General features: G+C 35.8%; 29 protein-coding genes. 25 read left to right on the top strand and 4 right to left on the bottom strand.

Going from position 1 to position 26,943, the window contains the following annotated elements:
- Window positions 1-53: 53 nt before the first annotated feature.
- Both ACE1MS_RS02905 and secA2 read right to left on the bottom strand, forming a co-directional pair.
- Window positions 54-950, bottom strand: coding sequence for an accessory Sec system S-layer assembly protein (locus ACE1MS_RS02905; RefSeq protein ID WP_031418678.1), 897 nt, complete (start codon window positions 948-950; stop codon window positions 54-56).
- Window positions 950-3,313 (bottom strand): accessory Sec system translocase SecA2, encoded by a 2,364-nt coding sequence (secA2, locus tag ACE1MS_RS02910; RefSeq protein WP_031418679.1) that lies wholly within the window; start codon window positions 3,311-3,313, stop codon window positions 950-952. The genes ACE1MS_RS02905 and secA2 overlap by 1 nt, the downstream gene beginning before the upstream one ends.
- A 224-nt stretch (window positions 3,314-3,537) precedes the next feature.
- On the opposite strand from secA2, the gene ACE1MS_RS02915 reads away from it, so the two are divergent.
- Window positions 3,538-4,605: a glycosyltransferase family 4 protein gene (locus ACE1MS_RS02915; protein ID WP_447402690.1), complete on the top strand. Its 1,068-nt coding sequence runs from the start codon at window positions 3,538-3,540 to the stop codon at window positions 4,603-4,605.
- A 482-nt stretch (window positions 4,606-5,087) separates the two neighbouring features.
- Here the strand turns inward: ACE1MS_RS02915 and ACE1MS_RS02920 are convergent, their stop codons facing one another.
- Both ACE1MS_RS02920 and ACE1MS_RS02925 read right to left on the bottom strand, forming a co-directional pair.
- Window positions 5,088-6,149: an LCP family protein gene (locus tag ACE1MS_RS02920; RefSeq protein WP_031418683.1), complete on the bottom strand. Its 1,062-nt coding sequence runs from the start codon at window positions 6,147-6,149 to the stop codon at window positions 5,088-5,090.
- Between the two features lie 149 nt (window positions 6,150-6,298).
- Window positions 6,299-6,934: a YigZ family protein gene (locus ACE1MS_RS02925; protein ID WP_012292889.1), complete on the bottom strand. Its 636-nt coding sequence runs from the start codon at window positions 6,932-6,934 to the stop codon at window positions 6,299-6,301.
- 165 nt (window positions 6,935-7,099) lie between these two features.
- Between ACE1MS_RS02925 and ACE1MS_RS02930 the strand changes: the two genes are divergently transcribed.
- From ACE1MS_RS02930 to ACE1MS_RS03045, 24 genes are all read left to right on the top strand, one after another.
- Window positions 7,100-8,248 carry a sensor histidine kinase gene (locus ACE1MS_RS02930; protein WP_447402691.1) on the top strand — a complete coding sequence of 383 codons (1,149 nt, stop codon included), beginning with the start codon at window positions 7,100-7,102 and terminating at the stop codon, window positions 8,246-8,248.
- Between the two features lie 30 nt (window positions 8,249-8,278).
- Complete coding sequence (locus ACE1MS_RS02935; protein WP_008178876.1) at window positions 8,279-8,953, top strand: response regulator transcription factor; 675 nt, start codon at window positions 8,279-8,281, stop codon at window positions 8,951-8,953.
- A 295-nt stretch (window positions 8,954-9,248) separates the two neighbouring features.
- On the top strand, window positions 9,249-9,800 hold the full coding sequence (locus tag ACE1MS_RS02940) for a DUF3225 domain-containing protein (RefSeq protein WP_325881108.1): 552 nt from the start codon (window positions 9,249-9,251) through the stop codon (window positions 9,798-9,800).
- 244 nt (window positions 9,801-10,044) lie between these two features.
- Window positions 10,045-10,887 (top strand): DegV family protein, encoded by an 843-nt coding sequence (locus tag ACE1MS_RS02945; RefSeq protein ID WP_012292892.1) that lies wholly within the window; start codon window positions 10,045-10,047, stop codon window positions 10,885-10,887.
- Between the two features lie 45 nt (window positions 10,888-10,932).
- Window positions 10,933-12,318, top strand: coding sequence for a DEAD/DEAH box helicase (locus ACE1MS_RS02950; protein WP_197224274.1), 1,386 nt, complete (start codon window positions 10,933-10,935; stop codon window positions 12,316-12,318).
- A complete protein-coding gene (locus tag ACE1MS_RS02955) occupies window positions 12,315-12,905 on the top strand; it encodes a ComF family protein (protein WP_036214694.1) in 591 nt (196 codons plus the stop codon). The genes ACE1MS_RS02950 and ACE1MS_RS02955 overlap by 4 nt, the downstream gene beginning before the upstream one ends.
- Window positions 12,906-12,984: 79 nt before the next feature.
- Window positions 12,985-13,398, top strand: coding sequence for a TIGR03826 family flagellar region protein (locus ACE1MS_RS02960; protein WP_012292895.1), 414 nt, complete (start codon window positions 12,985-12,987; stop codon window positions 13,396-13,398).
- 120 nt (window positions 13,399-13,518) lie between these two features.
- Entirely contained in the window at window positions 13,519-13,779 is a 261-nt protein-coding gene (gene flgM, locus ACE1MS_RS02965) for a flagellar biosynthesis anti-sigma factor FlgM (protein ID WP_012292896.1), read from the top strand.
- A 27-nt stretch (window positions 13,780-13,806) separates the two neighbouring features.
- Entirely contained in the window at window positions 13,807-14,307 is a 501-nt protein-coding gene (locus tag ACE1MS_RS02970) for a flagellar protein FlgN (protein ID WP_031418689.1), read from the top strand.
- A 16-nt stretch (window positions 14,308-14,323) separates the two neighbouring features.
- Window positions 14,324-15,916: a flagellar hook-associated protein FlgK gene (flgK, locus tag ACE1MS_RS02975; RefSeq protein WP_447402692.1), complete on the top strand. Its 1,593-nt coding sequence runs from the start codon at window positions 14,324-14,326 to the stop codon at window positions 15,914-15,916.
- 76 nt (window positions 15,917-15,992) lie between these two features.
- Window positions 15,993-16,895, top strand: a complete 903-nt coding sequence (gene flgL, locus ACE1MS_RS02980; protein ID WP_447402693.1) for a flagellar hook-associated protein FlgL — start codon at window positions 15,993-15,995, stop codon at window positions 16,893-16,895.
- Window positions 16,896-16,955: 60 nt separating this feature from the next.
- Window positions 16,956-17,519: a DUF6470 family protein gene (locus tag ACE1MS_RS02985; RefSeq protein WP_447402694.1), complete on the top strand. Its 564-nt coding sequence runs from the start codon at window positions 16,956-16,958 to the stop codon at window positions 17,517-17,519.
- Between the two features lie 14 nt (window positions 17,520-17,533).
- On the top strand, window positions 17,534-17,977 hold the full coding sequence (gene fliW, locus ACE1MS_RS02990; RefSeq protein ID WP_426388366.1) for a flagellar assembly protein FliW: 444 nt from the start codon (window positions 17,534-17,536) through the stop codon (window positions 17,975-17,977).
- Window positions 17,977-18,195, top strand: a complete 219-nt coding sequence (gene csrA / locus ACE1MS_RS02995) for a carbon storage regulator CsrA (protein ID WP_008178850.1) — start codon at window positions 17,977-17,979, stop codon at window positions 18,193-18,195. Before fliW ends, csrA begins: the two co-directional genes overlap by 1 nt.
- 182 nt (window positions 18,196-18,377) lie before the next feature.
- Window positions 18,378-19,187 carry a flagellin N-terminal helical domain-containing protein gene (locus tag ACE1MS_RS03000; protein ID WP_207974113.1) on the top strand — a complete coding sequence of 270 codons (810 nt, stop codon included), beginning with the start codon at window positions 18,378-18,380 and terminating at the stop codon, window positions 19,185-19,187.
- A gap of 197 nt (window positions 19,188-19,384) precedes the next feature.
- Window positions 19,385-21,070: a motility associated factor glycosyltransferase family protein gene (locus ACE1MS_RS03005; protein WP_447402695.1), complete on the top strand. Its 1,686-nt coding sequence runs from the start codon at window positions 19,385-19,387 to the stop codon at window positions 21,068-21,070.
- 1 nt (window position 21,071) lies between these two features.
- The gene (locus ACE1MS_RS03010) at window positions 21,072-21,395 is read left to right on the top strand and encodes a hypothetical protein (protein WP_036167139.1); all 324 of its coding nucleotides are present in this window, start codon (window positions 21,072-21,074) and stop codon (window positions 21,393-21,395) included.
- Window positions 21,396-21,636: 241 nt separating this feature from the next.
- A complete protein-coding gene (gene pseB, locus ACE1MS_RS03015; protein WP_036167143.1) occupies window positions 21,637-22,617 on the top strand; it encodes a UDP-N-acetylglucosamine 4,6-dehydratase (inverting) in 981 nt (326 codons plus the stop codon).
- Window positions 22,618-23,454, top strand: a complete 837-nt coding sequence (locus tag ACE1MS_RS03020) for a TylF/MycF/NovP-related O-methyltransferase (protein ID WP_036167146.1) — start codon at window positions 22,618-22,620, stop codon at window positions 23,452-23,454.
- Window positions 23,455-23,542: 88 nt separating this feature from the next.
- A complete protein-coding gene (gene pseH / locus ACE1MS_RS03025; protein WP_051891082.1) occupies window positions 23,543-24,100 on the top strand; it encodes a UDP-4-amino-4,6-dideoxy-N-acetyl-beta-L-altrosamine N-acetyltransferase in 558 nt (185 codons plus the stop codon).
- Window positions 24,093-24,332, top strand: coding sequence for a hypothetical protein (locus ACE1MS_RS03030; RefSeq protein WP_036167149.1), 240 nt, complete (start codon window positions 24,093-24,095; stop codon window positions 24,330-24,332). Before pseH ends, ACE1MS_RS03030 begins: the two co-directional genes overlap by 8 nt.
- 17 nt (window positions 24,333-24,349) lie before the next feature.
- Window positions 24,350-25,105: an SDR family NAD(P)-dependent oxidoreductase gene (locus tag ACE1MS_RS03035; RefSeq protein ID WP_036167152.1), complete on the top strand. Its 756-nt coding sequence runs from the start codon at window positions 24,350-24,352 to the stop codon at window positions 25,103-25,105.
- On the top strand, window positions 25,098-25,928 hold the full coding sequence (locus tag ACE1MS_RS03040; protein WP_447402696.1) for a transketolase: 831 nt from the start codon (window positions 25,098-25,100) through the stop codon (window positions 25,926-25,928). Before ACE1MS_RS03035 ends, ACE1MS_RS03040 begins: the two co-directional genes overlap by 8 nt.
- Window positions 25,921-26,892 carry a transketolase family protein gene (locus ACE1MS_RS03045; RefSeq protein ID WP_036167157.1) on the top strand — a complete coding sequence of 324 codons (972 nt, stop codon included), beginning with the start codon at window positions 25,921-25,923 and terminating at the stop codon, window positions 26,890-26,892. Before ACE1MS_RS03040 ends, ACE1MS_RS03045 begins: the two co-directional genes overlap by 8 nt.
- The last annotated feature ends 51 nt before the right edge of the window (window positions 26,893-26,943 follow it).

Consider the following 26,943-nt stretch of genomic DNA (forward strand, 5'->3'; position numbering starts at 1 on the left):
TGTAGTGGGAACTTATAAAGCCCCTTCTCTTTATTGAGAAGGGGCTTTATGTATTATTGCGTTACACGTGCTGTCCAACGAGAAAGATCAGCGTCTTCTGCATCAACAAGCTCTGCTGGGAAGATAAATGTCCATGGCTTTGTTGAGTTCGGTTGAACAGTTAGAATTGGGTCCATTTTAAAAGAACCTTTTGCAATTTGCTTACCTGTCGAATCAATAATTTCTAAAGGTAATTGCTCTAAATTGATCGCTTTGTTGTGACCATTTCGGATAAAGATGGATACGTTTAGATTACCGTTGTCTGCTAGTTTTGCCTGTAGGCCTGTAAAGTTTACCTCAGTTTCACCTAGCTCTGGTAATGTTTTGACGATTTTCTCAAGCTCTTCTTTTTGAGCTGCTGGTAATTGCTTTTCCCATGATGGATCTAGCTCTAATTGGTGACCACGAAGGGAGACAAGGTTAAAGGCAATTTTCCAGCCATCTTCAGGAACTTCGTCTACTTTAATAGTAGATTTTTCAAATTCAAATACCCATGGACGAGCACTTTCTGCTGGAATTGTGCCTAAAGCTTTAAAATCGAATTTTTTAGAAGCGATAAGCTCTTCATTTTTATCTAGAATGAAAAGTTCAATTTCACCTAGCTCAATTGCTTGTGGTAAAGAAGAACGGAAAAATGCACGAACTAGCCATTTTCCAGCGCGAGCCTCTTCAATACTAATAGAAGATAGTGATAATTGATTCGGTTTCAATGGTTCTAGCTCATTCGCAAGGAAGTTAAAGATGTACTTTTGCTCCTGCGGCACATCCCATTCTGGATGAAAGGACAGTTTTGTTACAACATCACGGTGATCACCTTTATTTGCTGTAGCATTTCCTAGCAGGTCTTTAGAGTCAATCGTATTTTCTTGACCGACTTTGTCCGATTTTTTAAAAAATGAAAATAAACCCATTATTGTTCCTCCTGTTGTGCCTCGACTGTTTTCATGAAGCCTGTAATCTCTATTATAATTGAACGACGTAGCTCTTGGAAATTTTTACCGAACAATTCAAGTCCTTCTCGTTGGTAAATTCGCATTGGGTCTTCTTGTTGATAATGGCGTAAGCCGATTCCTTCTTTTAAATGCGTCATTGCCTCTAAATGTCTTACCCAACCACTATCGATATAGCTAAGCATAATTTGTGGAAGAACTTCAATTACTCTTTCATTTTCCGCAAATTTCTCCATATGATTGAGGAGCTCTTGTTCAGAAGGCTGAATATCAGCTAAAATTTGTTTTACTTTACCAACCTCGCGATCGATTGTAACCGGTGTGATGAAAAGGGAGTTAAGTGCATGCTCCATACGATCATAATCCCAATCTATTGAGGATACATCCTCCGGTGCAGCATCTAGTACAGCGAAGTCAACCGTTTCATGTAGCATTTTTTTCAGCTCGCCCATTAAGTCTTCACCAGCTAAAATTTTGTCTCGTAGTCCGTATAGTACAGTACGTTGATCATTAATAACATCGTCTAACTTTAAGTTATACTCACGCATGCCATACTGAGAACCTTCGACAATACGCTGTGTACGGTCTATTAGCTCCTGAACCTCTTTATTTTGAATAATGCCCTGTTCGTCAACGACCATCTTGGCAGAGAATTTTTCAACTTCTTCTTTTGCATAGCGTCGGAACATATCATCTTCAATAGAGAGAATGAAGCGGCTTTCGCCTATGTCACCCTGTCGACCAGAACGACCACGAAGCTGATTGTCTACACGGCGACTTTCATGCTTTTCGGTACCAATAACATATAAACCACCAAGTTCGTGAACATCATCGCCTAACACGATATCCGTACCACGACCAGCCATATTTGTCGCTACCGTAATACGCCCTTTTTGACCTGCCTGCGAAATAAGCTCAACCTCTTGTTCAACGGTTTTTGCATTTAGTAATTGGAATGTTAATTTTTCCTTTTTTAGATAATCGGCCACTGTCTCAGACTGTAAGATCGATGTTGTACCAATTAAGATAGGCTGTCCTTTTTCGTGGCGCTTTTTAGTTTCGGCTGCCACATACTTATATTTTGCCTCTTGAGTGCTAAAAATAATATCAGGCTGATCGACACGTTGACGTGGACGATTCGTTGGAATTTGTACAACTTCCATGCCATATACTTCACGAATTTCTTTTTCCTGTGTTTTCGCTGTACCCGTCATCCCAGAAAGCTTCGGATACATACGGAAATAGTTCTGAATTGTAATTTGTGCTTGTGATTTATTTTCATCTGTAATAGTGACGCCTTCTTTGGCTTCAATTGCTTGATGTAAACCGTCAGAAAGCGAACGTCCTTCTAAAATACGGCCTGTAAACATGTCCACAAGCTCGATTTTGTCATCTTTCACAATGTAATCCACATCACGTTTAAACATGACATGAGCTCGTACTGCTTGGATGACATAATGGAAAAGTGTTTGATGTTCTAAATCATACAGATTTTCAACATTGAAAGCAGCCTCAATTTTTTCAATACCTTTATCTGTTAGAGATGTAGCCTTTGTTTCATCATCGAAATCATAGTCTTCATCCTTTTTGAAACGTTTAGCTAACATAGCCGCAATGCGATGTAATTCATCATTTGAAGGCATTTTACCTGCGATAATTAAAGGTGTTTTAGCTTCGTCGATTAATACACTATCCACTTCATCAATAATTGCGAAGTGATAAGGACGCTGTACTTTATCTGCTAAGCTATAGGACATATTGTCACGTAAATAGTCGAAACCAAATTCAGTACCCACACCGTATGTAATATCTGCATTGTAGGCTTCTTTTTTCTCATCAGCCTCCATCATTGGAATATTTAAACCAACAGTTAGGCCAAGAAAACGATGAATTTGACCAACTAGCTCATAGTCACGTTTTGCCAGGTAATCATTCACGGTGATGACATGAACGCCTTTACCTTCTAATGCACGTACATAAGAGGGAAGAGATGCCACTAGTGTTTTACCTTCACCTGTAGGCATTTCAGCAATATTACCTTCTGTTAACACTAGACCACCGATAAGCTGCACATCAAAATGACGCATTCCTAATACACGCTTTGAGGCTTCGCGTACAACAGCAAATGCGTCTGGGATGATTGATGTAATAGGCTCACCTTGTTCTAATTGATTTTTGAAAATAAAAGTCATTTCACGTAATTCGGCATCTGACTTGTCAACATACTTTTGTTCAAGATTATTAATTTGATCTACTATTTTGTAGTAGCGTTTTAATTGACGAGCACTCGTTTGCTCTTTGTTACTTTTGAAAATTGAGAACATGAAATATACGCTCCTTTAATGTTGTCTAAATGCTAGACACTCCATTATTCTATCAAATTTTACGTATGGTGACTACAATTGACTATATAGGAATCTATTAATGCTAAAATGTACAAAATATTTGTGAAATCGTGGAAAATGTTTAGAAAAAGTATATTTCAATGCTTGTTCGTGCTATAATCAATTTGGATTTCAATGTAGATTATTTTTTGAGGAGGAGAGACATGATTTACGTGTCTTTAATAGCAGCATTCGTTGCATCCATTTTGTTAACTCCATTAGTGAAACGTTTAGCATTTAGAATAGGTGCAGTGGACGCACCAAACTATCGAAAAGTACATGCTCGAATTATGCCAAGACTTGGTGGTTTGGCTATTTTCCTTGCATTTATAATTGGCGTGACGATTTTATACTCATTTTTAGTTCATACAAAACATGGTAGTAATGAGGCTTTATTAGCTATCATTATTGGTGCTTGTATCATCGTAATCACAGGTGTTATTGATGATATGCGTGAGATTTCTGCGAAAGCAAAAATGCTTGGTCAGCTAGTTGCAGCACTCATTGTTGTTTTTGTAGGCGGTATTGAAATTGAAATGGTTAATCTACCATTCTTAGGTACATTAGACTTTGGGTTACTGAGTATTCCATTAACGATTATTTGGATCATTGGTATTACAAATGCCATTAATTTAATTGATGGCTTAGATGGTTTAGCGGCAGGTGTTTCTACGATTGCGCTGATTACAATAGCTGTCATGGCGTTTATTTTGAGCAATGTGTTTGTTTTAGCGTTAGCAGCCATTTTAGCTGTAGCTTCACTTGGCTTCTTATTTTATAATTTCCACCCAGCTAAAATCTTTATGGGTGATACAGGGGCATTGTTCCTAGGATTTATGATCTCTGTGTTAGCGTTACTTGGTTTTAAAAATATTACATTCGTAGCTTTAATCATCCCAATTATTATTCTTGGTGTTCCGATTTCTGATACGTTCTTTGCGATTGTTCGACGTGTACGTATGAAGAAGAAATGGTCTGATCCAGATAAATCCCACTTACACCATCGTTTACTGGATATGGGTTTTACACATCGCCAAACTGTACTCATTATTTACGGAATTGCAGTAATGTTTGGATTAGCAGCAATTATTTTCTCAATGGCAAAAGTATGGGGAGCGATTTTACTTGTCGCTGTCATTCTAACAGCAATCGAGATATTTGTAGAAGTTATCGGGCTAGCTGGTAAAAACTACAAACCATTATTGAATTTTGTACGAAGCTTTAGTAAATAAAGCTTTGTGACATACTAAAGACTAAAGACACACTCAAAAAAATTGAGTTTGTCTTTAGTCTTTTTTGATTTCCATAACTCCAGATTAGGTCGAAATGCTTCCTGCATGATCTCTACTTTGAGTTGGAATTTTAAGAGAGGACATCTATCCATAAGGGAAGTATACGAAAGAGACGCGAGAACTTCTTGAAGGCTTTTGATTGGGTCAATCGTTGTTTCACAATGCATAGGGCGTTATGCTTTTTCCTCCTTCGCGTCTAACATTTTATTATGAGGTTAGTTGGTTATTGCCACTAACGGAGAGCTGTTTAAAGTAGCAGATTAAAGGGAAAAGAAGGAACAACAAAAAATCTGCTCGTATGGTCGTTATGGCGAATGGAAAAGAGAAGGAGAGATAAACTAAAATGGCGTTGGCTAGAATAAAAAGACCATAGACAAAAATATCGTCTATGGTCTGAAGGGTCTTATTGTTATACGAACTGATTATTCAACCACTGAATTTTCATCGCTAGCAGCACTATCAGTTCCTGTATTGTTGCTACCACTTGAAGTTAGGCTTGAAGATTCTTCATTTCGGCCAAGATGGTTTTTGAATATTTCCTTTGTTTCTTCCACAGAATCCTGATTTAGCTGGTAATAATAAATACCAGTAGACATATCATCTGTACCTTCTAAAGTTAAAGTGTCGATACGCGGAGCGCCTTTTGATAAGTATGATAAGAACGATTTCATTTCAGTAAATGTCATATCTGTTTTCATATTATCACCAAGTGCCTTGATTACATCATCATACTTTGTGATGGAACCAACAGAAGCTACTTTTTTAATAATAGCTGAAAGAATTTCCTGTTGACGTTTACCACGTTCGATATCGCTATCCTGTTTACGTGTTCTTGCAAGAGCGAGTGCCTCACTACCATTTAAATGCTGTAGTCCTGGCTGTAAATTGATTGTAAACTTATCAAATTCGTCTAGTTCGTGTAAGGCATACGGTACTTCAGCCTCTACACCGCCTAATGCATCGACAACATCAATGAAGGCATTGAAGTTCATTCGTACATAGTAGTCGATTGGGATATCGAATAATTGTTCTACTGTCTCAATCGTAGTAAGGGTCCCACCCATTGCGTGAGCATGAGTGATTTTATCTTTATAGCCGACCTTAGGAATATAAACGTAAGAATCACGAGGGATACTTAACATTTTAACGGTATGTGTTTTATTATTTAATGTTGCTAAAATAAGCGCATCAGAACGTGAATGATCAGAACCTTGTCCACGATTATCACTATCATCAACTCCGACAAATAAAATAGAAACATTATCATGTACGGGTTCTACTTTTTCCTCACGGAGCTTAGATACTTCCCGACCTTCTAATACTTCATGGGCTGAGTTTGCCGCATGCTCTACCTGTTTTGTAAGGTAAACACCATAAGCAGTAACACAAATTACTAAGCTAGCCACTAGGAGTAGTGTAACTTTTATAATTAAGGAAGCTTTAGAAGATCTCTTTTTGAACTTATTAACAGATCTTTTTTTCATATTGGATATATTCTCCTCTTATTATTGGGAATAATAATGCGATAAAGCTAAATTTTATTCAATTACTAAAGAAGTAAACGTGTGGTCCATAAAAATAGCCTAACAAAAAAATTATACTATGCATATTTAGTTTCGACAATTAAAACTATTTATTTGACAATAAATTCTATAAATTGAGCATCTTCGAATGTAATGGATGCTTGTCCATTTGTGATTTCTGTCATCCAACCTCGAAACTGTTCTTCTTCCTCTTTAGGCACAGAGACGATGATTTCGACACCCTCCAAATAACGTATTTCCTCTAACGTATAAGACGAACCTCTTACTTCATTTTCGACTTTCCCGAGCCATGTGTAGTCAATGGCAACTTTCATGAAATGATGAAGCTTGCGTTCCACTACTTGCGCAGCAATAAGACCTTCTGTTGTTGCTTTTCCGTATGCACGTATAAGACCGCCACCGCCGAGTTTAATACCTCCAAAATAGCGTGTCACGACGACGACCGTATCTTTTAGGCCTTGCTTTTTTAAGACCTCTAACATAGGGACGCCAGCCGTACCACTAGGTTCCCCGTCATCATTCGCTTTTTGGATGTGATCATGTTCGCCGATTATATAGGCTGAACAATTATGAGTTGCGTTGTGATGCATTTTTTTTATACGTTCTATAAAAGAAATTGCATCCTCTTCCGTTTCTGCACGTTCTATATAAGTGAGAAAGCGTGATTTAGAAATAACAATTTCGCTTTCACCATATCCTTTTACTGTTAAATAGTTTTCTCTCATCCGTATCAATCTCCTTTTAACTAGAGTTCTATTCTATAATTTTCGTAAAGAAAAAGCATTAAATTTTAGCATGGTAATGCTATAATAGGTGTAGACTATGGAATATAAGAATTTGGTCTATTAAAATAGTAAGTAATCATAAGACATTAGACTGGGGAGTATAGTATGTTTTCAAATGATACCTTCGATTTAAAGTCGCTTGATGACATTTTTAATCGAATGTTAGATACAATCATGAGCTCGAAAGATGATATCTTTATTATAAGCGAACAAAGCCGTATAAGCTTTGAAGATATGCAAAAAGAGCTAGAAATTGTTCGAAAACAAATATCAATTGTAATTGATGAAGGCGACGCATTGGAAAAAAGTACGCAGCTTGCTAAACAAAGACTTGTCTTAGTAAGTAAAGCTTTTGATAATTATACCGAAGAACAAGTTAGAGAAGCATATGAAACTGCACATGATTTTCAAGTAAAGCTCTCCGTTATTAGAACGCAAGAAAAACAGCTACGGGATAAAAGAGATGATCTAGAGAGAAGATTAAGAGGATTACTCGATACGATTGAACGTGCTGATCATATTGTCAATCAGGTAAATGTCGTTTTGAATTACTTAACTTCAGATTTAAAAAATGTTGGTTTAGCGCTTGAACAAGCAAAAATGAAGCAAGATTTTGGGATACGTATTATTGCAGCTCAAGAAGAGGAGCGTAAGCGTTTGTCTAGGGAAATTCATGATGGACCTGCTCAAATGCTTGCAAATGTACTAATGCGCACTGATTTAATAGATAGAACGTATCGTGAAAAAGGCATAGAAAATGCATTGGCAGAAATTGCTGATTTAAAGAAAACGGTGCGAAACGCATTATCTGAGGTGCGACGTATTATTTATGATCTACGACCAATGGCACTTGATGATTTGGGAATTATTCCGACATTAAAGAAGTATTTATCAACAGTCACTGAATATAATCCAGGTGTCGACATTCATTTCCAATCGAGAAGTACTGAAAAACGTATACCTTCCAATTATGAAGTATCCATTTTCCGACTTGTGCAAGAGTGCGTAACAAATGCCATGAAGCATGGAAAATGTAAAGACATTTGGGTAAAGCTTGAGTGGTTAAAAGATGCTGTTAATATCGTTGTTAAAGATGATGGTATAGGCTTTGACCAACAAGTAGTGAAAGACCACTCCTTTGGTATTTTAGGAATGAAAGAACGTATTGAAATTTTAAATGGTACAATTACTATTACTAGTGAAATCAACCGAGGTACAACGGTGATATTTAAAATTCCGTTAGAAGTAAAGTAACTGTTGCAGAAATTTAGGGGGTAAAGACAAATGACAAAGATTATTATTGTAGACGATCACCAGCTATTCCGTGAAGGAGTAAAACGTATTTTAGATTTTGAAGATACGTTTGACGTAGTAGCAGAAGGTGACGATGGTACGGATGTGGTGACGTTATACGCTGAAAACGAACCAGATGTAGTACTGATGGATATTAACATGCCAGGTAAAAACGGAGTAGAAGCAACATCGGAGTTAATTAATGAATTTCCAGATGCGAAGGTAATTATGCTGTCCATCCATGATGATGAAACATATGTGACACATGCATTAAAATCAGGCGCTCTTGGCTATATGTTAAAAGAAATGGATGCAGATGAAATCGTGGAGGCAATTAAAGTCGTTGCAAACGGTGGATCTTACTTACATCCAAAAGTAACGAAAAATTTAGTGGCAGAGTTCAAAAGACTTTCAGAACACGAAAATAAAGGGAACTTCCACCAAACGGAAATTCGCCGTCCATTCCATTTACTAACAAAACGTGAATGTGAAGTATTACAACTATTAACAGATGGTCAATCTAACCGTACAATTGGTGAGACACTGTTTATCTCTGAAAAAACAGTTAAAAACCATGTATCAAGCATCTTACAAAAAATGAATGTGAATGACCGTACACAAGCCGTTGTAACAGCCATTAAAAATGGTTGGGTTGAAGTACGATAATTGTTAAAACTGTTTTTAAAAGCTACTTTTTATGGGAGTAGTTTTTAAAACAGTTTTTTATTGTTTTTTGGTAAATTTTTGTATTGTCATCTGAAGATAATGGACCGCCTTTCACAAATTTGTAACAATGCTTTTCTGTCCTGTTAGTAGACATTAAATATGGAAACTGTCAGATCATGCAACATTTTACTGTCAAATGCGTCATAAGGAAGATGTAGCACCTAAATGTTGAAAAAGCACAACAAAATTCCTACGACAGCATTTATATGCTACAATATGCGCGGGAGGTTTTGTGATGTTAAAGAAAAGTTTTCTAGCAGTTTTAATTTTATTTGTATTCACTTTAACTGCATGTGGTAATAAAGAAGAGAAGATTAGTGACGACGATCGAGAAAAGGTAATAGAGGATGGTACCGTTGGCTTTGAGATGATGGGCGGTAATGTTGAAAAGGCAGAAAACGTACCAGCAGCAGATGAAAAAGCTATTTTAGCTTCTTTCGATGAGTATATTGCAGCCCTAAATGCGGAAGAAATCGACCGCTATATGAAAACGATTTCCAAAAATCCAAAGGGTTTTAAATACGATGAAGAAAAAACATATGCAACAGAAGTGTTCGATCAATTTGATATAAAGCGTGATGTCGAAAATGTAACAATTGCCAAATACGGGCCTGAAGAAGCACAGGTATTTGCCAACATGAAAATGCATTCACTTCAGCTTGAAACAAATGTCGAGCATGAAAGTGCAGGACGACAGGTAACGGTCTTTGTCAAAGAAGATGATGCTTGGAAAGTAACTAGCGTCTTTTATATTGGTGATGACTCACAGTCAAGTACAGGCAATTAAGAGGAGCGATCTTCATTCAACGTAGAATTGAGTGAAGATACGCCTACTATACATAGGAAATGAATGTGAAATGAAAGCTAGCCACTAGCTCGATGCTCGAATGACTAAAACGTGAAATATACGTTCGTCCTTCAACACATTCATTTCTTTTTTGTTTTCATTCAAAAATCTGTGGGAAGCCCAACAACAATTGCACCAAGATGAAATAGATTGTAAACTATGAATCATAGGAGAGTGGACATAGATGAGGACGGCAATCGTAACAGATAGTACTGCATATAATACAGCTGAGGAACGTGCACACTTAAATATTCATATGATACCTTTAAGTGTTAATATTTCAGGTCAATTATTTGCAGAAGAAGTAGATATCACAGCATCTGAATTTTATGATAAGGTGCGTGGTGCCAAAGAATTCCCCAAAACAACACAGCCTCCAATCGGAGAATTTGTCGCTCTTTTCGATGAGCTAGCAAAGGATTACGATGAGGTTATTTCCATCCATCTATCGAGTGGAATTAGTGGAACATACCAAGGTGCCGTGCAGGCAGGTGAAATGGTGGAAGGTATTGATGTTTATGCCTTTGACAGTGAAATATCCTGTGCTGTTCAAGGCTTTTACGTTTTAAGAGCAGCTGAAATGGCGAAAGAGGGCTATTCAGCAAAAGAAATACTTGCAGCATTGGCGGACATGCAGCAGTCTATTCGTGCTTACTTCATTGTAGACGACTTAGCACATTTGCAACGTGGTGGGCGTTTGTCTTCTGCGGCAGCTTTGATAGGGGGCCTTTTACAGGTGAAGCCTGTTCTTCATTTTGTGGATAAGGTGATTGTACCTTTCGAAAAGATCCGAACACGTAAAAAAGCTTTAAAGCGTGTAGAGGAATTATTAGCTGAGGATGCTAAAAAATATGATGCCATGGATGCTGTGGTCATACACGGCAATTGCCCTGTAGAAGCACAAGAATGGCTAGAACAATTAGCTGCAACTTACCCAAACGTCAACTTTAAATTAAGCTATTTTGGTCCTGTCATTGGTACCCATTTAGGAGAAGGATCAATGGGATTAGGTTGGACAAAAAAATAAATGTAATTGATGAAAGTCTCTACGCAAAAGTAGAGGCTTTTTTCGATGAAGGGAGACATCATCTTGAGATACAAAGGTTGGCTGTTACCACCAGCTTTACGAGATTTCCATGAAGGACGTATTTGGTTAAAACATCATTCTCCATTTTCAACTACAGATACTAATCGAGCAATTAAGCAAAATTACTTCTATATAATAGATGGAATTGAAATGACGCCTGTTATCAAATGCAATCGTTGCCACAATATAGACCCACATTTATTCACATTATTCGAATGTTCAAAATGTCAGCAGCAATGTTTATATTGTCGGCATTGTATTAGAATGGGTAGGGTGAGTAGCTGTACGGAGTTAATGATTTGGACAGGCCCTAAAGTTATCAAAATGAGAAAGCATACACTGAAATGGGCAGGGCAGTTGACTAAGCTCCAACAGCAGGCAGCATATGAAATGCGAGCAAGTGTACAGGCAAAACGATCCCATCTTATTCATGCTGTATGTGGAGCAGGCAAAACTGAGTTGCTCTTTCCTGCTGTTCACGAAGCATTAAAGAAAGGGTTACGTGTTTGTATTGCTACACCGCGCACGGATGTAGTATTAGAGCTATATCCACGCTTTCAACAAGTTTTCCCTAAGACAGTTATTCATGCATTATACGGTGGTGTAACGAAGCAAAATGCTTATGCCCAGCTTATTATTGCCACAACTCATCAGCTCTACCGATTTGAGAACGCATTTGATGTCATGATCGTAGATGAGGCAGATGCTTTTCCTTATACTTTTGATCAAGCTCTACAAAGAGCAGTAACAAAGGCCAAAAAGGGAGAGGCACCTATCGTATTTGTTACCGCAACGCCATCACAGAAATTACTCAATGCTTTCCAACATGAAAGCTATTCCTTCATCTCCAAACGCTTTCACAATCATCCATTACCAGTTCCTCAGATTCGTGCTTTATGGGGTTATAATAAAAGCTTTCATCAAGGAAGAATCCCTAAGAAATTAATAAAATGGACAGTAGAACGCCTTGAACGAAAGGAACCATTTTTACTATTTTTCCCTACCATCGCCCTCATGCATAAAGCAGCGCCTCTTTTTCAGCTGGTAAATGAAAATATACTTGCTGTGCACGCAGAAGATCCGGATCGGAAAGAGAAAGTAAAGAGGCTCCGAAATAATGAAGTACCCGGACTTTTAACGACCACCATATTAGAGAGAGGTATCACCATTAGTAATGTACAGGTGGCAGTTATTGGAGCAGAATCCGCCATATTTACCGCAAATGCACTGATACAAATTGCTGGACGAGTTGGACGAAATAGTCAATATCCAAATGGGGACGTCCTATACTTTCACCATGGCATCACGACAGAGATGGATGAGGCATGTGCGAAAATCCTTTTTTATAATAAAAAAGGATTTACCGTATGAATAAAACGGAATCGCATTGCTTGTTATGCTCACAGCTATTAAAAACCTCAATTTCTTGGAAAACGCTATTAACAAAGCAATTTACTCCAACTATATGTACATCATGCTCTGCTCGCTTTGAACAATCACAGTCAGTTACAGCAATCTATCAATATAATGAGGCCATGAAAGTCTATTTACACCAATTCAAATTCCTACAAGATATAGCTCTGGCAAAAGTATTTCGGCAGGAGCTGTATGCTCGTTTTAATAAAGAAAAGGCGATTATTCTACCGATTCCCATGCACCCCATCAAACAACAGGAGCGCACTTTCTCGCATACCGATGAATTATTAAAGGCAGCAAATATACCCTTTATTCAGCTGCTCGAAAAGACAACAACAGAGACACAAGGCTCCAAAAATAGAGAACAACGCTTACGTGCAACTCCGCTATTTCGCTTAAAAGCGCGTGCAAATGTAGAGCATAAAGATTACCTTCTTTTTGACGATATAAAAGCTACGGGAACCACCTTACAGCATGCTGCAGAAGTTTTAATGCAAGCAGGTGCGAAAAATGTCCAATACTTCACATTAATTGAAGGATGAATTTTCCAATGTATTATGTATAATAGATGATGAGTTTAGTATGCGTAGATAAGATATTTTGTTAGAGGAGGAAAAGTAGATGGCAGAGGTTCGAAATTGTCCAAAATGTAATGAGTTTTTTAATTATACAGGGGTACGGGAAGTTTGTCATAAATGTGCACAATCAGAAGAAGAACTGTATCAGATCGTATATCGCTTCCTTCGTAAACGTGAAAACCGTGCTGCAACAGTGGAGCGTATTGTAGAGGCAACGGGTGCTGAGGAAGAGCTACTATATAGATGGGTTCGTAAAGGTCGCTTGCAGCCAGCGATGTTCCCTAACTTAGGCTACCCATGTGATAACTGTGGTCATTTAACGACAACGGGCAAGCTTTGCACTAAATGTCAGGATGAATTAAAGGCTGATTTACGTACTTTTGAAGCGGCTAAGGAATTCCGAGATAGTGTTGAGCAACGCGACCGTGTCACATATCACGCAGATCGAAAACGTTAATAATTGAAGGTGTGTTAATTTTAAACAAAATTAGCACACTTTTTTATATGTGAAAACTTAACATTATGTGAGACAATCCGAAATAATAGTAAGATAAGATTTTAGACGGGGGGTTTCAAGATGAAAATTACATCTTATGGAATTAATGCAGTGAACGCCTATAAAAACCAAGTGCGCAATGTTAAATCCGATACAAACAAAGCATCTTTTGCAGATAAAATCGAAATTTCAAAAGCTGCTCAAGACATGAAAAGCGTTTCAACCTACAATACGGAACGAGCTGACCGTGTTCAACAGCTGAAAAAAGACATTGATTCTGGAGAATACAAAGTAAATGCTCGTAAAGTAGCTGAGGATATGCTGAAATATTATCGTTTCTAGGGTATAGCAGAAAGGGTGTATAGCAATATGTCTGTAGAAGCGATTAATTCTACATTAACGATGCTAGAGAGAATGCATAAAAGCTTACTTGAACTAGCCTGTAAAAAAACAGAAATTATTAAAGCTGGCGATATCGAAGCGCTAGACCAATTGCTCAAGGATGAGCAGGCACACGTAGCGGCCATCGATAAGCTCGAACAACAGCGTCAGAAACAGGTAACGGACTACCTTGAAGCAAAGGGACTTGCTTCAACTGACAAAACAACTGTTGCGGACGTCATCGAGGCTGCTGAACAACAAACTGATAAAGCAACATTATCAGTAGTTCGCGATCGCTTATTGCAAATTATCAATGATCTACGAAAACAAAATGACTTAAATCAAAAGCTCGTTTTCCAATCACTTCAAATTGTCAACCTAACATTAGATGCCGTAAGACCTCGTACAGAGCAAATGAACTACTCTAGCAACGAGGTTCTCGGCACAAATAACATAGCAAAAAAATCATATTTCGATTCACAAGCCTAATAAGGGAGGAAGAAACATGCGCTCAACATTTATGGGTCTAGAAGCAAGTAAACGCGGCCTCTTCGTACAACAAACAGCTTTATACACAACAGGACATAATATTTCCAACGCCAACACATTAGGTTACTCACGCCAACGAGTAAATATGCAGGCAACACCTGGTTTTCCAACCGCTGGATTAAACCAACCAACCTATCCAGGACATCTTGGTACTGGGGTGGAAGCGGGGTCTATCCAACGTATTCGCAGTGAATTTATTGACCGCCAATATCGTCAGGAGACGAATAAATTAGGGTACTGGGAATCTAGAACAAATGCCATTGCTCAAATGGAAGATGTAATGAATGAACCTTCAGAATTCGGCTTAGATAAAGCTTTCGAACAGCTCTGGAAGGGCCTTGAAGATGTTGGGACAAAACCAGCAGATGCAGCATCTCGAAAAGTGGCAATTAGTCGTGCAGAGCACTTAGCAGATTCTTTCAACTACTTAGATAAGCAGTTAAAACTAATCCAAGGTAATCTTGGAAATGAGCTTAATGTTTCAACAACTCAAATTAATACCATCCTAAAACAGATTGCTGCTGTTAATAAACAAATTCAAGAGGTTGAACCTAGTGGACATGTACCAAATGATTTATATGATGTTCGTGATACTTTAGTCGATAAATTAAATGAGTATATCCCCGTATCAATTGAACGTATTCCTTCTGGGGGATTAGCTTCAGAGGTTGCAGAGGGTAGCTTAAAAATTACAATTAAAGGTGCAGACGGTGTTGTCAGAGATCTAGTAAACGGTAAAGATTTTGCTCAATTTACAGCAATGGGTACGAATGGCACGAAGGTGACAGGCGACGATATTACAAACTCTTTCTCTGAATTACAATTAACAGGATTGGAATCACTAGATGTGCATGAAGCAGGTGCTGTCACTAGTACACAAACGGCCATTAAACAGCAAGACTTTGAAGCATCAAAAGGGAAATTACTTTCACTCATTAATTCGTTTGGGTATCAAAGTGCAGGCGGCGATATTAAAGGATACTACTCGGAAACTTTACAAAAATTAGATCAGCTGGCTAATGCATTTATTAAAGAATTCAATGCGCAGCATGCAAAAGGTTATACTCTTGAAGAAAAAGATGCGAATGGAAACATCATCAATGCTTCGAAACCAGGTGGCGTTTTCTTTGAAGGAACAGGTGCAGGTGGAATTAAGGTTAATGAGGATATCTTAAAAAATCCTAATCTTTTAGCAGCATCGACTAACCCGACAGAAGAAGGAAATGGTAAAAATGCTTATGAACTTGCCAATATGCAGCATAAATTATATGCAGATATAGATAACGCAAGCTTACAGTCATTCTATCAAGCGATTGTCGGTAAAGTTGGTGTAGATGGTGAAGAAGCATTACGTTTAGCGGCATCTTCTGAATCCCAGCTTCTTATGGTTTCTAAAAGCCGTGATTCTGTAAGTGCAGTTTCGTTAGATGAAGAAATGACAAATATGATTACTTTCCAACAGGCGTATAATGCAAATGCCCGTATGATTACGGTTGTCGATGAAACATTGGATAAAATTATTAACGGCATGGGCCGAGTTGGATTATAACATAGAAAAAAATCAAGAGTAATGTAATTAATGGAGACAACTTTCTCCAACTGACAAGAAGGAGGTTTTTTACAAGATGCGTGTAACACAATCTATGCTATCAAGTAACATGCTACGCAATTTAAATAACAGCTATGGTAAAATGTCTAAGCTTCAAGATCAAATCAATTCGGGTTCAAAAATCACTCGTCCATCTGATGATCCTGTTATTGCAGTAAAGGGTATGGGCTATCGTCGAGATTTGGCTAAAGTAGAGCAATACACTCGAAACACGATTACGGCAAGTAGCTGGTTGGATTCGACAGATGAATCTCTAAATCAGGTTGGCGAGCAAATGAAGCGAGTTCGCGAATTAGTTATTCAAGCAGCCACTGATTCAAATACATCAGAGGATCGCGACAAAATAAAAAAAGAAATTGACCAAATTCGCCAACAATTACAGGATGTAGGGAATACGAATATAGGTGGTAGTTACATATTTAGCGGAACTAGAACTAACGAGCCTTTGTTTATAGGAGGTGCCATAAACCCAAATACTAATCAAGAGAGTGTAAAAGTAGAAATATATGATGGTATCCAGCTTTCTGTGAATACCCCAGGGAAAGATCTATTTAGTAATATAGATGGTATGATGGGTAAAATTTCGGATTTATTAGGCGATCCAACCAAAACAGGTGAAGAAATTGCTAGCATGCTAGGTGGCGTATCCTCATCGACTACAAATGATGATATTACAGCTATGCATAATAAAGTTTTAGAAGCACAGGCAGACATCGGGGCACGACAAAATCGTGTAGAAATGATGGAAAATCGTTTGGGTGTACGTGAGGTTAACGTAACAAAGCAATTGAGAGATAATGAGTCTGTTGACTATGCAAAGGCGATTACTGAAATGGTGACACATGAATCTATTCATCAGGCTGCACTTTCAGTAGGTTCTAAAATAATTCAGCAAACATTAGTGGATTTTATCCGTTAATATCATTTAGGCGTTTGGACACCTTGTTCAAACGCTTTTCTTGAAAGGAGAGCTAGTATTGTGAGGCTACCACAAATACAAATTCGTACAATCGATGCCAAAATTGATCTTCATATTGGTAAACCTCAGCAGTATATTGAACAACCAAAAGCGACACAGCATATTGAACAGCCAGCCGCTATTTTAGATATAAATACAACGAGAAGTGTTTTAAAGATTGACTCCTCACAGGCAAGAAGAGACATAGGAATGATCGGTCCCATAGAATCAAGTGCAAATTACGCTGAAAAAGGGAAACAAGAGGCGCTAAAAGGAATGGCACGAAGAGCAAGAGAAGGACGACAAATTATGGAGAATTCAGGGAAAGATCAAGGGCGTGCAGTAATTCAAAATATCGCTCAGCAAAACCACGGTCCACATCGTGTACAATTTAATGTCAAATTTGTACCTTCCGTAGGATCCGTCAAAATTAATTTCACTCCAGGTACAACGGATATCAATATTCAACGAAGAGAACCAGTAATTGACGCCAAAGTGAACAAACCTATACATGAATACACACCAGGAAAAGTAACTGGTACAATGATACAAAGACCAGATGTTGACATAGATGTCATCATTTAAAGGAGAGTTTATAAATGAAAATTGCTACTAAATTTTTAGGAGAAGTTGAAATTATTGAACAGGATATCCTAACATTTGAACATGGCTTACTAGGATTAGAGGAGGAGAGGAAATTTATATTGCTACCAATTGATGCAGACCTACCGTTAGCAATATTACAATCAGTTGAGCGGTCTGAAATTGGTTTTGTCGTTGCATACCCTTTTGCTTTCAAAAAAGATTATAGCTTTGATATAAGTGAAGAGGATCTTGAGCAGCTACACCTAGAGAAGGAAGAGGATGTGTTAACATACTCTATAGTAACAATGAAGGATACATTCCAAGATTCAACTATTAATTTACTTGCACCTTTAATCATTAATATGAAAAAAAAATGCGGTAAACAAATTGTCCTTCAGGATAGTAAATCCTATCCATTACGTTACCCAATGCAGTCATTGGAAGGAAGTGCAAAATAATGCTAGTCCTTTCGCGAAAAAAAGATGAGTCAATCATGATTGGTGATCAAATTGAAATAAAGATTTTAGCTGTAGAAGGCGAGCAAATTAAGCTAGGTATTGTTGCCCCAAAAACGGTAAAAGTACATCGTTCGGAAGTTTTTGAAGCAATACAAGCTCAAAATAAAGAAGCTCTTTCTTCAACAACAAACTTTTTAGAGCAATTGAAGAAAAAATAAGAGATATAGGTTGTTTAAAACTATTACATAAAAAATAAAAAAATTTTCTAAAAAACTATTAAACATTTCCAACTAATTACGATATATAGTTTGTAAGGGGCAGGAAGTATATACATACTACCTATTCCTAAATTCCACACGGATGTGGAATAACAAAACAAACATTCAAGGAGGAATTCCAAATGAGAATTCAACACAACATTTCAGCTTTAAACACACACCGTAACCTTACTTTCAACAACACTCAAGCTTCTAAAAACCTTGAGAAATTATCTTCTGGTTACAAAGTAAACCGTGCTGGCGATGACGCTGCTGGTTTAGCAATCTCTGAAAAAATGCGCGGACAAATCCGTGGTCTTGATATGGCTACTAAAAACGCTCAAGACTCAATCTCTTTAATCCAAACTGCTGAGGGTGCTCTTAACGAAACTCACGCAATCCTACAACGTATGCGTGAATTAGCAGTACAATCTGCAAACGATACAAACGTAACTGCAGACCGTACAGCACTTAACAAAGAAGTTACAGCATTAAAATCAGAAATCGACCGTATCGCTAAAAACACTGAGTTCAATACTCAAAAATTATTAGATGGTACATTCTCTGGTAAAAAATTCCACATCGGTGCTAATGATGGACAAGCTATTACATTAAAAATCGGAACAATGGGTACAGCTGGTTTAAAAATCACTGGTAAAATTGATTCTCAAACAGCTGCTGACAAAGCAATTAAAAACTTCAACGAAGCTTTAGAATTAGTTTCTTCTCAACGTTCTGATTTAGGGGCAGTTCAAAACCGTTTAGAGCACACAATCAACAACTTAGGTGCTACATCTGAAAACTTAACAGCTGCTGAATCACGTATCCGTGATACAGACATGGCTAAAGAAATGATGGGCTTCACTAAGAACAACATCTTAATGCAAGCTGCTCAATCTATGTTAGCTCAAGCTAACCAACAACCACAAGGTGTACTTCAATTATTACAATAATTGATTAACTTTTAGCATTAAATATTAAAAGCTTGAACGAAATTTCGTTCAAGCTTTTTTTAATAAAAAATTTAAAAATCTTTTTTTATACCGATATAATCAAAGAAGTAAGACACTTTTCTGTAAAACGAATATGATTTAATAACCCTTTTTTAAAAAAGAGAGCCACACCAAGGGTTAACCAAGGAGACGACTTTATGGAAGATTTAGATATAATTTATTTACAAACAAAGAATGGGAAGCCAAACGCAAAAATAAATGGGTATTTTTTACATAGTAATTACAATCCAGAAGCAGAAGCGGATAAATACATAGATAAAAACTATAAAGAAGGATATTTAAATATACTGTTTGGGTATGGACTAGGGTACATAGCTAATGCTATTGCAAAAAAGTATGGAAACACTGATATTTTAGTGTATGACCCTTTATTTAGTAGTTTAAATATTGAGGGTAAAGATAAAATTGAAGGCGTTTTTTCTGATTTACAAGACTTTTATACACGTTCAGAAGACTATATAGCTGATTTTGATCGTAAAGTCAATATACTGCTCTCACCTAATTATGACAAAATTTTTGACAAGGAATATAAAGAATTTCTAGACTTTATTCGTCATATTCAAATAGAAGATATTGTGAATGAAAATACAATAAGATTTTTTGGTGATTTATGGCAGGAAAATTACATTATGAATTTATATTATGTTCATAAAGATCAAAGTTTAAAAGAACTTTTCAATAAATATGATTGCCCAGTAATTTTAGCTTCGGGAGGTCCTTCATTAACAAAACAGTTACCATTGTTAAAAAAAATAAGAAATAAATGTTTAATAATTAGTGCAGGATCTACAATAAACTCTTTATTGGCAGCGAAAATTACTCCTGACTATGTAGTAACAATGGATGGAGGAGAAAGTAATTATTTTCACTTTAAAAACATTAAAAATAATGATTTCGATTTGATTTATGGTTTAGGGAATGCCTGGAAAATAGAACGAGATTTTAAAGGAAGCCGCTATAGTTTTTGTTTCTATGGGGAAGATAGTATACAAAAACGTATTAAAGAAGGGCTAGGTAAGGATTTACCAATGCTATCAACTGGTGGTACAGTTGCTATAACTGCATTAGAAATAGCAAGTAAAATTAGTACAGGACCAATCGCAATTATTGGACAAGATTTAGCCTATACGAACAATAAATCTCATGCAGAAAATAATAATCATTATAGTGAGTTAACTGATGAATTTTTCAAGAAAGACATGGCTTTTGAAGTAGAAGGATACTACGGGGAACCTGTAAAAACGAATCACCAATTTAATAGTATGAGAAAAAGTATAGAGAGATTAAATATAATGTTGCACAATCAGCATACAATATATAATTGTACAGAAGGCGGTGTAAAGATTAATGGTATGTCACAATTAGATTTTGAAGCATTTTGTGAGACTTATATTGATCATACAAAAAACGTAACGAAGGTAAAAGTTCAAAAAGAAAAAAATAATCACGATGCAATTTATAATGAATTTATGAGTAAGGAAATAGAGGTCTATTTAAAAATAAAAAAATTACTAGTAGAAGCGATTTATCTACTGAAAGAAGAAAGAAATAGTACTGTATTTTCGGCTAGTACATTAAAAAAACTAGATAAAATTGATTCTAAATTGAAAGAGTATTATCCACTTGTAATTATGGAAAGAATCATTGACCCAATTACTATGGATGTGATGAGAATGACTATAGATAATAAACAGTTAGAAACAAAAGAAAAATTTAAACAAATTCATAAACAAAATATGTACCTTTATGAAAATATTTTAGAGGCAACTGAAAAATCATTAAAATATACAAGAGTAGCATTAGACGAATTTGGGGGCTGTTAAAATGGATAAATTAGAGATTGTGGATGAATATTATAAATATGTGGCTAAAATACCTGCAGGATTGCAATATATTGCTGATAATTTAAGAGCTGACAATATTCCGGCAGCTTTAAATGAAATATTGAATTTTTCAGAGGGAATTACTTGGATAAAACAAATGGAAGAAATACTATCTGATCAAGGGGTCAATACAAATTTAAACAAACAACAATTAGAAGGGTATTTAAACCTTATAAATGAAGGTTTAGAAAAACAAGATTTTGTCCTTGTAGCTGATATTTTTGAATATGAAATGTTGCCTTATTTTGCACAAATAGTAGCTTGAAATTAATATCATTTAGGAGATAGAAAAATAAGAACACTTTTTGAATGTATATTCTAATTCAAAGAGTGTTTTTTTGTCTATTTTGCTAAAAAGGAAATGTGAGAGTAAATAGTATAAAAGTGAAATATATATAAATAAAAAATGGATATCGCATTAAATAGTATATTTAGTTTACAAAAGTAGAAATAAGTTAAAATTATCCGATATAATATTTATATGATACATAATAAGGAGAAATACAATGAGTGTTTTAAAAGATAAAGTGGTATTAGTAACAGGTGGTACAGGCTCTTTTGGTAAAAAATTTATCGGAAAAGCACTTACATTAGGTGTAAAAAAAATCATCGTTTTCAGTCGCGATGAACTCAAACAATATGAGATGAAACAAGAGTTCCAAGATGAACGCATCCGATTTTTTATTGGTGATGTGCGGGATAAAGACCGTTTATATCGTGCCTTTGATGGTGTTGATATTGTCATTCATGCAGCTGCTATGAAGCATGTTGATGCATGTGAATATAATCCATTTGAAGCAGTAAAAACAAATATTCATGGAGCTCAAAATATTATTGAGGCAGCTATCGACCGAGGGGTAGAGAAAGTAATTGCTCTTTCAACAGATAAGGCGTGCAGTCCTGTGAATTTATATGGTGCGACAAAATTAGCTTCTGATAAATTATTCGTCGCTGCAAATGCTTATGTAGGAGAAAAGAAAACAAGATTTTCAGTTGTTCGCTATGGCAATGTAGTAGGAAGTCGCGGTAGCGTAGTACCTTTCTTTAAAAAGATTAAAGATACAGGTAAATTACCTATTACAGATGAGCGTATGACGCGTTTCTGGATTACCCTCCATCAAGGGGTACAATTCGTATTAGATAATTTGGAACGAATGTACGGTGGGGAAATTTTTGTGCCGAAAATTCCAAGTATGAAAGTTACAGATTTAGCTAAAGCGATTGCTCCTGAATGTGAAATAGAAGTTATCGGCATTCGTCCTGGTGAGAAATTACATGAAGCCATGATTATGGAAGATGATGCTCGTCATACATTAGAGTTTGATGATTATTACGTTATCCAACCTGAGCTTGCTTGGTTTGCTAAAGAACAAATAAATGGTGGGAAAGCCTTACCTGATGGTTTTGCCTATACAAGTGATAATAATACGGAGTGGCTCACTATAGAGCAATTAGAAGAATTGGTAAATGAGGGAGACTTAGATTAAATGGATAAAGTAATTATATTTGGTGCTGGAGAAGTTGGGATTAAAGCTTTCTATGAATACAATGAAACGAATACTATTGTAGCTTTTGTTGATAATGATGTTAATAAATGGGGTAAGAAAATTAAAGACCTGCTTGTTTTGAAACCAGCTCAATTAAAAGAGTTTAAGTATAATAAAATCTATATTGCTAGTTTAGCAAGAGAGGAAATATATAATCAATTAACTAATGACCTAGGGATTGAACCAAGTATAATTGAATACTATCCTATTGATATCAATTTTGACGCTAGGTTAGCCTATCTTAGAAGAATTGCAGATGAAATTAAAGAAAATAATATCCAGGGGAGTATAGCGGAATTAGGTGTATTTAAGGGGGAATTTGCGAAGCATGTTTCGAGAAATTTTGAAACTGAAAAATTCTATTTATTTGACACATTTGAGGGATTCGATGAAAGGGATGTCTTGGCTGAAGTACAACTAAATTACTCGAATGCTTCTTCAGGAGAATATTTCAATAATGATATCAATTTAGTCTTAGATAAATTGTATAATAATCAACGATGTATTGTGAAAAAAGGTTACTTTCCAGAGACATTTGAAGGTGTAACAGATGAATTTGTATTTGTTAGTATAGACGTAGACTTATATTTACCTATATACGAGGGATTAAAAGCGTTTTATCCAAGAATGAAAAAGGGTGGATATATTTTAATTCATGATTATAATAGTGTACGATTCACTGGCGCAAAAGAGGCGGTAAAAAAGTATTGTCGTGAAACAGGGGCTAGATATATGCCATTAAATGATATTAGCGGAAGTGTAGTAATAATTAAATAAATTTAACGTTGTATTAGTGTCCCTGAATGTCTTACTGCCAGGGAAACTTAAACGATTTTACTAAAAAATGATTAGGGGCGAACGCTTTTTGGAGTTTACTTTATTAAGTGAAAAGTATTTAGATTTAGTAATGAAATGGCGCACTAGTGAACACGTAACTAAATTTATGTATACGGATATTGAGCCTGATTTAAACAAGCAAAGAAAATGGTTTAAAAAGATAAACAAGGATACTACTCAATTAAATTGGGTTATAGTTTATAAGGATAATCCTATAGGATTAATCTCATTAAATAATATTGACTACATAAATGAGAAAGCCAGTTCGGGATTTTATATAGGTGAAGTAGAATATTCTATTGTTTCAAGCCGTATCCTGCCTTATTTTCTAAATTTTTATTTCTTCGAAATGAAGTTTAACAAATTAGTTATTGAAGTTCTCTCTATAAATGAATCTATGTTGAAAATGGACTATCATTATGGATTTAGAAAAGTAGGTACGTTAACTCAGCATATAAAAAAAGATGGCGTATATTATGATGTAGAAGTTCTGGAAATCTTAAAAGATACGTGGATTAACAACTATCAAAAATATCATAAATTAAAGGCTCCATTCGAATTGAGAGGAAAAAGTAGCAATGAATAATTTAAACAAGTATAACAATGTTTTTAAAGAGTGTTTTAATATTACCGAGGATCAATTAAATGAAACGTTAGTATATAACTCAATAGAAGAGTGGGATTCTGTAGGGCATATGGCAATGATTGCCGAATTAGAAGATGTATTTGATATTATGCTTGAAACAGATGATGTGATTGAGTTTAGCTCATATACGATTGGTATAGAAATTTTAAAGAAATATGATGTTGAAGTATAAAGTAGGAGGTAGTTAGTATGCTTTTAAGCGGAAAAGTAGCGGTTATTACAGGATGTAATAGGGGAATTGGAAAAGCCATTACAACTGTATTTGCTAAACAGGGCGCTAATATTATTGCATGTGCTCGAAAAAGTACTGTAGAATTTGAAAGCTACTTAACTAATCTTCAAAACGAGACAGGTGTTCTAATAACACCTGTCTATTTTGATATTAGTAAGGAAGATGAAGTTAAATTAGCCATAAAAGAAATAAGAAATCTGTACCCTACTATTGATATATTAGTTAATAATGCTGGGATAGCTGGAGATACAATTTATCAAATGACTACAATGGAAATACTTGAAGAAAAAATGAAAGTGAACTTTTATGGCCCTTTTTTATTGACTCAATACATTGCGAAATTAATGAGAAAAAGTACTGCGGCATCTATTGTAAATATTACATCTATTGCAGCCGATGATAGTTACAAAGGGATGATTTCCTATACGGCAAGTAAAGCTGCATTTAACGCGTTTACTAAAACAATAGCGAATGAACTAGGTAATGTTAATATAAGGGTAAATGCTATTGCTCCAGGTTTTACAGAAACCGATATGGTATCAAATGCAATCACTAATAAAGAATTTTTGACACAACTACAAAGTCATTTAGCTTTAAAACGTTTAGCTAGACCTGAGGAAATTGCAAATAGTGTGTTATTTTTGGCATCTGATTTGTCATCCTATATTACTGGACAAATATTACGAGTAGATGGGGGACTTTTTAATGATTAATGAAAGCTTAGTAGAAAAATTAAAGAAACAAGCTAGTCATATGAGAATAAATGCTTTGAAATTAGCAAATGCTTCAGGGAATAATGCTGCTCACGTAGGCCCGGGCTTATCCATTATTGAGATTTTAGCTGTTTTGTACGGTCACACTATGAATATTAATAGTAAAAATTCTTTAGCCGAAGATAGAGACCGTTTTATTTTAAGTAAAGAACATGGGGTATTAGCATACTATACTGCTTTATATGAGAATGGAATTATTACAGAGGAAGATTTAGCTAGTTTTATGAATACAGGTAGTGCCTTTTTAGGTCATCCAGTAATGAATCGTAAAAAAGGTATTGAATTTACAAGTGGTAGTTTAGGAATGGGCTTATCATTAGCTATCGGTGTTGCGATGGGATTAAAACGTAAGCAATTATCAAATCACGTTTATGTATTATTAGGTGATGGTGAGAGTAATGAAGGGTCGATTTGGGAAGGATTTTTATCTGCTCCACATTTTAAATTAGATAATTTAACAGTCATTATTGACAGGAATGGTATTCAGTTAGGTGGTAAAACTAACGATATTTTACCAATGAATCATTTGGAGAAAGTACTAGAAGAGATGGGCTGGGCTGTCTCCTCTGTAGATGGGCATGATATTGAGGCATTAATAAGTGTATTTGATAGTATTTCTCATAAACCTAGAGTAATAATAGCTAATACTATTAAAGGAAAAGGTGTTTCTTTTATGGAACACAATATTGATTGGCATCATGCTGTCCTAACGGATAAATTATTTAACGAAGCGATAGAAGAGCAGGTGAAGGAATATGAATAATACATTAAATAATCATAAAATGTTAGCACGTTTAGGTCAACGAGGTACATTTGGAATGGTCATGTTAGAGAAGGCCAAAAAAAAGGAAGACTTATTGGTGATAACTGCAGATGTTTCTATTCCAGCAGGCTTAGATCGTTATAGGAAGCAATATTCTGATAAATTTATTGATGTAGGAATTGCTGAACAAAATATGATTGGAATAGCCGCTGGTTTAGCCAGTGAAGGTTTTGATGTTTATACCACAACATATGCTCCATTTCATACGCTAAGATGCTTAGAACAAATTCGAATGGATATTGGTGAAATGAAACATCCAGTAAGAATGGTAGGGTTATCTAGTGGCGTAGTATTAGGTATGATAGGTAATATGCATTGTAGTTTTGAAGACATAGCTGTTATTCGTGCTATCCCTAACATAGCAATTATCTCTCCAGCAGATTCTTTTGAATTAGTAAAAGTATTAGAGGCTCTGGATAGTTATCCTAATCCAGTATATCTTCGATTGACTAGTGGAGCGCCATCTCCAATTATTTATAAAGAGGATTATAATTTTGAAATCGGAAAAACTATCTCAGTGAAAAATGGCGAAGATATCGCGATATTTGCTACGGGTTCCATTATAAGTGAGGCAATAAAAGCTGCAGAATTATTAGAATTAGAAGGCATTAATGCTGAAGTAATTAATGTCCATACTATCAGACCCTTAGATACTGAAGGTATAAAAATGGTTATTAAAGATAAAAAGCTTCTTGTAAGTATGGAAGAACATGTTATTGCTGGAGGGCTAGGTAGCGCCATTTCCGAAGCAATAGCTATTGAGGTTAAAAAGCCTCCTCACTTAATGATAGGATTACCTAGTGATTATAGTAGAGCAGGAATATATGAAGAAATGCTAGACTATTACGGATTAACTGCTAATAAAGTTGCTAAAAGTATAAAGGAAGCATTAAATAATATTTAATTATTTATTGGTGTGGTAGATGATATCACACCTTTTTCTATAAAGAAGGAG

It is taken from the genome of Lysinibacillus sp. fkY74-1 (assembly GCF_053165895.1).